Origin of the sequence: Cedecea sp. (assembly GCF_036500665.1) — a bacterium.
Taxonomy (GTDB): domain Bacteria; phylum Pseudomonadota; class Gammaproteobacteria; order Enterobacterales; family Enterobacteriaceae; genus Cedecea.
Map to the genome: position 1 here is coordinate 1 of NZ_DASYBS010000146.1, position 4,713 is coordinate 4,713.

At 49.5% G+C, this 4,713-nt stretch carries 5 protein-coding genes and 4 tRNA genes; 8 read left to right on the forward strand and 1 reads right to left on the reverse strand.

Features of this window, described 5'->3' with window-relative positions; genetic code table 11:
- The 3 genes from VGM55_RS23665 to birA form a co-directional block, all read left to right on the forward strand.
- The coding region (locus VGM55_RS23665; RefSeq protein ID WP_331636931.1) for a hypothetical protein at nucleotides 1-387 on the forward strand (387 nt) is incomplete at its 5' end.
- 119 nt (nucleotides 388-506) lie between these two features.
- Nucleotides 507-1,535 carry a UDP-N-acetylmuramate dehydrogenase gene (gene murB / locus VGM55_RS23670; RefSeq protein ID WP_154189597.1) on the forward strand — a complete coding sequence of 343 codons (1,029 nt, stop codon included), beginning with the start codon at nucleotides 507-509 and terminating at the stop codon, nucleotides 1,533-1,535.
- The gene (birA, locus tag VGM55_RS23675) at nucleotides 1,532-2,494 is read left to right on the forward strand and encodes a bifunctional biotin--[acetyl-CoA-carboxylase] ligase/biotin operon repressor BirA (protein ID WP_331636932.1); all 963 of its coding nucleotides are present in this window, start codon (nucleotides 1,532-1,534) and stop codon (nucleotides 2,492-2,494) included. The genes murB and birA overlap by 4 nt, the downstream gene beginning before the upstream one ends.
- Nucleotides 2,495-2,521: 27 nt before the next feature.
- Here the strand turns inward: birA and coaA are convergent, their stop codons facing one another.
- The gene (gene coaA, locus VGM55_RS23680) at nucleotides 2,522-3,475 is read right to left on the reverse strand and encodes a type I pantothenate kinase (protein WP_038483028.1); all 954 of its coding nucleotides are present in this window, start codon (nucleotides 3,473-3,475) and stop codon (nucleotides 2,522-2,524) included.
- A 448-nt stretch (nucleotides 3,476-3,923) separates the two neighbouring features.
- Between coaA and VGM55_RS23685 the strand changes: the two genes are divergently transcribed.
- The 5 genes from VGM55_RS23685 to VGM55_RS23705 form a co-directional block, all read left to right on the forward strand.
- Nucleotides 3,924-3,999, forward strand: a tRNA-Thr gene (locus VGM55_RS23685).
- 12 nt (nucleotides 4,000-4,011) lie between these two features.
- Nucleotides 4,012-4,096: transfer RNA gene (locus tag VGM55_RS23690), tRNA-Tyr, on the forward strand.
- 116 nt (nucleotides 4,097-4,212) lie between these two features.
- Nucleotides 4,213-4,287: transfer RNA gene (locus tag VGM55_RS23695), tRNA-Gly, on the forward strand.
- A 9-nt stretch (nucleotides 4,288-4,296) separates the two neighbouring features.
- Nucleotides 4,297-4,372 (forward strand) — tRNA-Thr (locus tag VGM55_RS23700).
- Between the two features lie 113 nt (nucleotides 4,373-4,485).
- Nucleotides 4,486-4,713: GTP-binding protein (locus VGM55_RS23705; protein ID WP_331636933.1), on the forward strand; the 228-nt coding region annotated here is incomplete at its 3' end.

The window sequence follows — 4,713 nt, forward strand, 5'->3', positions numbered from 1 at the left end:
GGTATCAGGAAATTATCTGCACGAGCATGGGCATGCGACAAACGTGTCGGGAACACGTTTGAACGCCGTGTGCGGCGGCCCCAAAGGGGCGAGTATCAGGATGATACGAGTACTGTAGGAACTGCCAGGCATCAAATAAAAGCGAAAGGCTCAGTCGAAAGACTGGGCCTTTTGTTTTATCTGTTGTTTGTCGGTGAGCGCTCTCCTGAGTGGGACAAAATCGTCGGGAACGATTTTGAACGCCGCCTGCGGCGGCCCCGGAGGGGTGAGTATCAGGCTGATACGAATACTAAGTCGGGAACGGATTTGCACAGCCGGAGGCTGCCGCAGGGTGACGGGCAGGACAGCCCGGCATACAACTGCCAGGCATCAAATGCGATAAAATAAGCATCAACCCCGACCGCAAGGCCGGGGTTTTTTGCTGTATGCGTTATACCGAGACAGGCAAGCCAATCCCGGCAGGATCGGGTAAACTAATTGGGTTAATATTCCGGAAAATGGCTGACATGAACACCTCTCTTAAACCCTTCAATACCTTTGGTATTCAGGCAACTGCTGCGCGTGTTGTCATCGCTGAATCTGTACAACAGCTTACTGAAGCATGGACCGCCGCGATGCATGCTCAGCAGCCGGTTCTTATTCTGGGTGAAGGCAGTAACGTCCTTTTCCTCCAGGACTTTGAGGGGACGGTGATTGTTAATCGTATCAAAGGGATTCAGGTGACTGAAACTGACGATGCGTGGTTACTGCATGTTGGCGCCGGTGAAAACTGGCACCATCTGGTGGAATACACCCTGGAGCATGGCATGCCGGGTCTGGAGAATCTTGCTTTGATCCCTGGTTGCGCTGGCTCCTCGCCAATCCAAAATATTGGTGCATATGGGGTCGAAATAAAAAAGGTCTGTGATTACGTCGATTGTGTTGAGCTAAACAGCGGTCGCGCGTTGCGGTTAACAAACGAAGAGTGCCGCTTTGGCTACCGTGACAGCATCTTCAAACACGATTACCAGGATTGCTTCGCGATAGTTGCTGTCGGTTACCGCCTGCCGAAAGCATGGGTGCCTGTGCTCAACTATGGTGATCTGACTAAATTAGATCCGGCTACCGTTACGCCTCAGCAGATTTTTGAAAGCGTCTGCACTATGAGAACCTCGAAGCTGCCCGATCCAAAAGTGAATGGTAATGCCGGCAGTTTCTTCAAAAACCCCGTTATTAGTGCCGAACAGGCAGAAAAACTGATTTCCAACGTGGCGGACGTGCCTCATTATCCGCAACCTGACGCTAGCGTTAAGCTTGCTGCGGGCTGGCTGATCGATCAATGCCAGCTCAAGGGCCATCGCATCGGTGGCGCAGCGGTTCATCAGCAGCAGGCCCTTGTTATTATTAATGAAGATGAGGCAAGCAGCGCGGATGTAATTGCCCTCGCTCATTATATTCGCCAGCGAGTCGGAGAAAAGTTTGATGTCTGGCTTGAGCCTGAGGTTCGTTTTATGGGCGGTAAAGGTGAAGTCAGCGCCGTGGAGACTATCGCATGAAAGATAATCGAGTTCCGTTAACGTTAATCAGTATTCTTGCAGACGGCGAGTTTCATTCCGGCGAGCACCTGGGTGAGCAATTAGGCATGAGCCGTGCCGCGATTAATAAGCATGTTCAAACGTTGAGAGACTGGGGTATTGATGTTTTCACCGTTCCGGGCAAAGGCTACAGCTTGCCGGAGCCCATCCAGCTGCTGGATGAAAGCTTCATTAAGTCGCAAATCGATAGTGGTACAGTAGCTGTGCTACCGGTGATTGATTCGACCAATCAGTATCTGCTCGATCGCCTCAGCACCCTTCAGTCCGGTGATGCCTGTATAGCCGAATACCAGCAGGCTGGGCGTGGCAGACGAGGCCGCCAGTGGTTTTCGCCCTTTGGGGCAAATCTTTATCTGTCCATGTACTGGCGTCTGGAGCAGGGACCTGCGGCGGCAATTGGTCTCAGCCTTGTTATTGGCATCGTAATGGCCGAAGTATTGCAGAGGCTTGGTGCCGAAGAGGTCAGAGTTAAATGGCCAAATGACCTCTATCTCAGCGATCGCAAGCTTGCCGGTATTCTGGTTGAGCTCACGGGCAAAACGGGGGACGCTGCACAGATAGTAATTGGAGCAGGGATTAATCTCGCGATGCGCAGCGTAGCTACAGATGTGATTAACCAGGGCTGGATTAACCTGCAGGAAGCCGGTATCCGTATTGACAGGAATACGTTGGCCATAACGCTTATTCAGGAGCTTCGTGCGGCGCTGCAGCTATTTGAGCAGGAAAGTCTGGTACCGTTTCTGCCTCGCTGGGAAAAGCTGGATAATTTTATTCATCGTCCGGTAAAGCTCATTATCGGTGAACGTGAGATTTATGGTATTTCTCGCGGGATCAACGAGCAGGGGGGATTATTGCTGGAACAGGATAGCGTAATAAAGTCTTGGGTTGGCGGTGAAATTTCCCTGCGTGGTGTGAATTAAAGAGAGGGGGATTTCCCCCTCGCCTTATTATTTTCTCAGCTTAACGCAGTCAACGGCATGATTAGCACTTTTTGTCATTATTAAGCTTGCGCGATCGCGTGTTGGTAATATGTTCTGCTGTAAATTCAATAGATTAATCTCTTTCCATAACTGCATGGCAATATTCACAGCTTCATCCTGAGAAAGTTTTGCATAGCTATGGAAATAAGAGTTTGGATCGGTAAAAGCGCCTTCCCGGAATTTCAGGAAACGATTGATATACCAGTTTTGTAATAACTCTTCCGGCGCATCGACATAAATAGAAAAATCTACAAAATCCGAAACAAATACATGATGCGGATCGTGCGGATAATCCATCCCGCTTTGCAAAACGTTCAACCCTTCCAGGATTAATATATCCGGCTGGGCAACTATCTTGTCACCGTCAGGAATCACGTCATACACGAGATGTGAGTAAACCGGTGCTGTCACATTGGTTGCGCCAGATTTGATATCAGAGACAAACTTCACCAGGCGATGCATATCATAGGATTGCGGGAAGCCTTTCTTCTTCATCAGGTTGCGCTCTTTGAGCACTTTATTGGGATGAAGGAAGCCATCAGTGGTAATCAGCTCAACCCGGCGATGCTCAGGCCAGCGGCTCAGCAAAGCCTGCAGTACGCGAGCTGTAGTGCTCTTCCCGACCGCCACACTGCCCGCAATACTAATGACATAGGGAATGCGTTGTCCGTTTGTGCCAAGGAACTGCTCGAGTACCGCCTGGCGCCGCAGGTTTGAACTGATATAAAAATTGAGCAGGCGAGACAGCGGCAGATAAATCTCGGCCACTTCTTCCAGGGAGAGGTCTTCGTTAATGCCTTTTAACCGGGCTATTTCCCCTTCGGTTAGCGTCATGGGGACTGAGTCACGCAAAGCCGCCCACTGGCTCCGGTCAAATTGTAGATATGGGGTCGTTGCCAACATTTGCTCTTTATTACTCATAAGCATGCTTCTGCCTGTAATTCAGGACAAAATTTACGCACTGCATTCTCTAACGTATGAAATCAAACGTAGTGCATCAAAAGTATGCAGCGTATTTAACTTTTCAATAGTGGGCAGGAGGGTAACACCGGAATGGAGAGAACGATAAGAAAAAATCAACAGCAGTGACGTATTACGGCGAATACATCACGTTACGCTTAGGTAAAAGAGAGGTCTGCCAGTAATCGTTGCATAACTAGCCCCTTTCAGGACTCACGATTGCCATTCTACAATAACAAAACGTCAGGTCAGGCAATATGGCAGGCGGTAATGATGGAAATTTGTTCTCAATTGGTGCTTTAGCCATCATATTTTCGAGATCTAGCACAAAATGTGAGCGGTAGTGCATTTTATGCAATTTTTTTGTTGCATGCGCGGCTCTGTCTTCCTAGAATGCGCGCTACTTGATGCCGGCTTAGCTCAGTAGGTAGAGCAACTGACTTGTAATCAGTAGGTCACCAGTTCGATTCCGGTAGCCGGCACCATCAAGTACCCCAGGTGGGGTTCCCGAGCGGCCAAAGGGAGCAGACTGTAAATCTGCCGTCATCGACTTCGAAGGTTCGAATCCTTCCCCCACCACCATATTCGGCAACGCATTGCGAAGCCCGGGACGATAAGCTCCAGCTTGTCGGCTCGAATGCTGAGAGACCTTCTCTCGTGTTCACTACAGAAAGATTCAGGTAGCCGAGTTCCATGATGCGGGCATCGTATAATGGCTATTACCTCAGCCTTCCAAGCTGATGATGTGGGTTCGATTCCCACTGCCCGCTCCAACAAGATGTGCTGATATAGCTCAGTTGGTAGAGCGCACCCTTGGTAAGGGTGAGGTCGGCAGTTCGAATCTGCCTATCAGCACCATTTCTTTATCTCCTTCCTGTTTCTCTTCTGTTTAATGCATTCAGCTAATTCAGGCATATGCCTGGTTGATGTGGTGATACCACCGATTTATCCGTGTCTTAGAGGGACAATCGATGTCTAAAGAAAAGTTTGAACGTAAAAAACCGCACGTTAACGTCGGTACTATCGGCCACGTTGACCATGGTAAAACAACGCTGACCGCTGCAATCACTACCGTTCTGGCGAAAACCTACGGTGGTTCTGCTCGTGCATTCGACCAGATCGATAACGCACCAGAAGAAAAAGCTCGTGGTATCACCATCAACACTTCCCACGTTGAATATGACACCCCGACTCGCCAC

Excerpts from the sequence above, each read along its gene's own strand:
- murB (WP_154189597.1), top strand. The coding sequence starts at position 507 with ATGAACACCTCTCTTAAACCCTTCAATACCTTTGGTATTCAGGCAACT.
- birA (WP_331636932.1), top strand. The coding sequence starts at position 1,532 with ATGAAAGATAATCGAGTTCCGTTAACGTTAATCAGTATTCTTGCAGAC.
- coaA (WP_038483028.1), bottom strand. The coding sequence starts at position 3,475 with ATGAGTAATAAAGAGCAAATGTTGGCAACGACCCCATATCTACAATTT.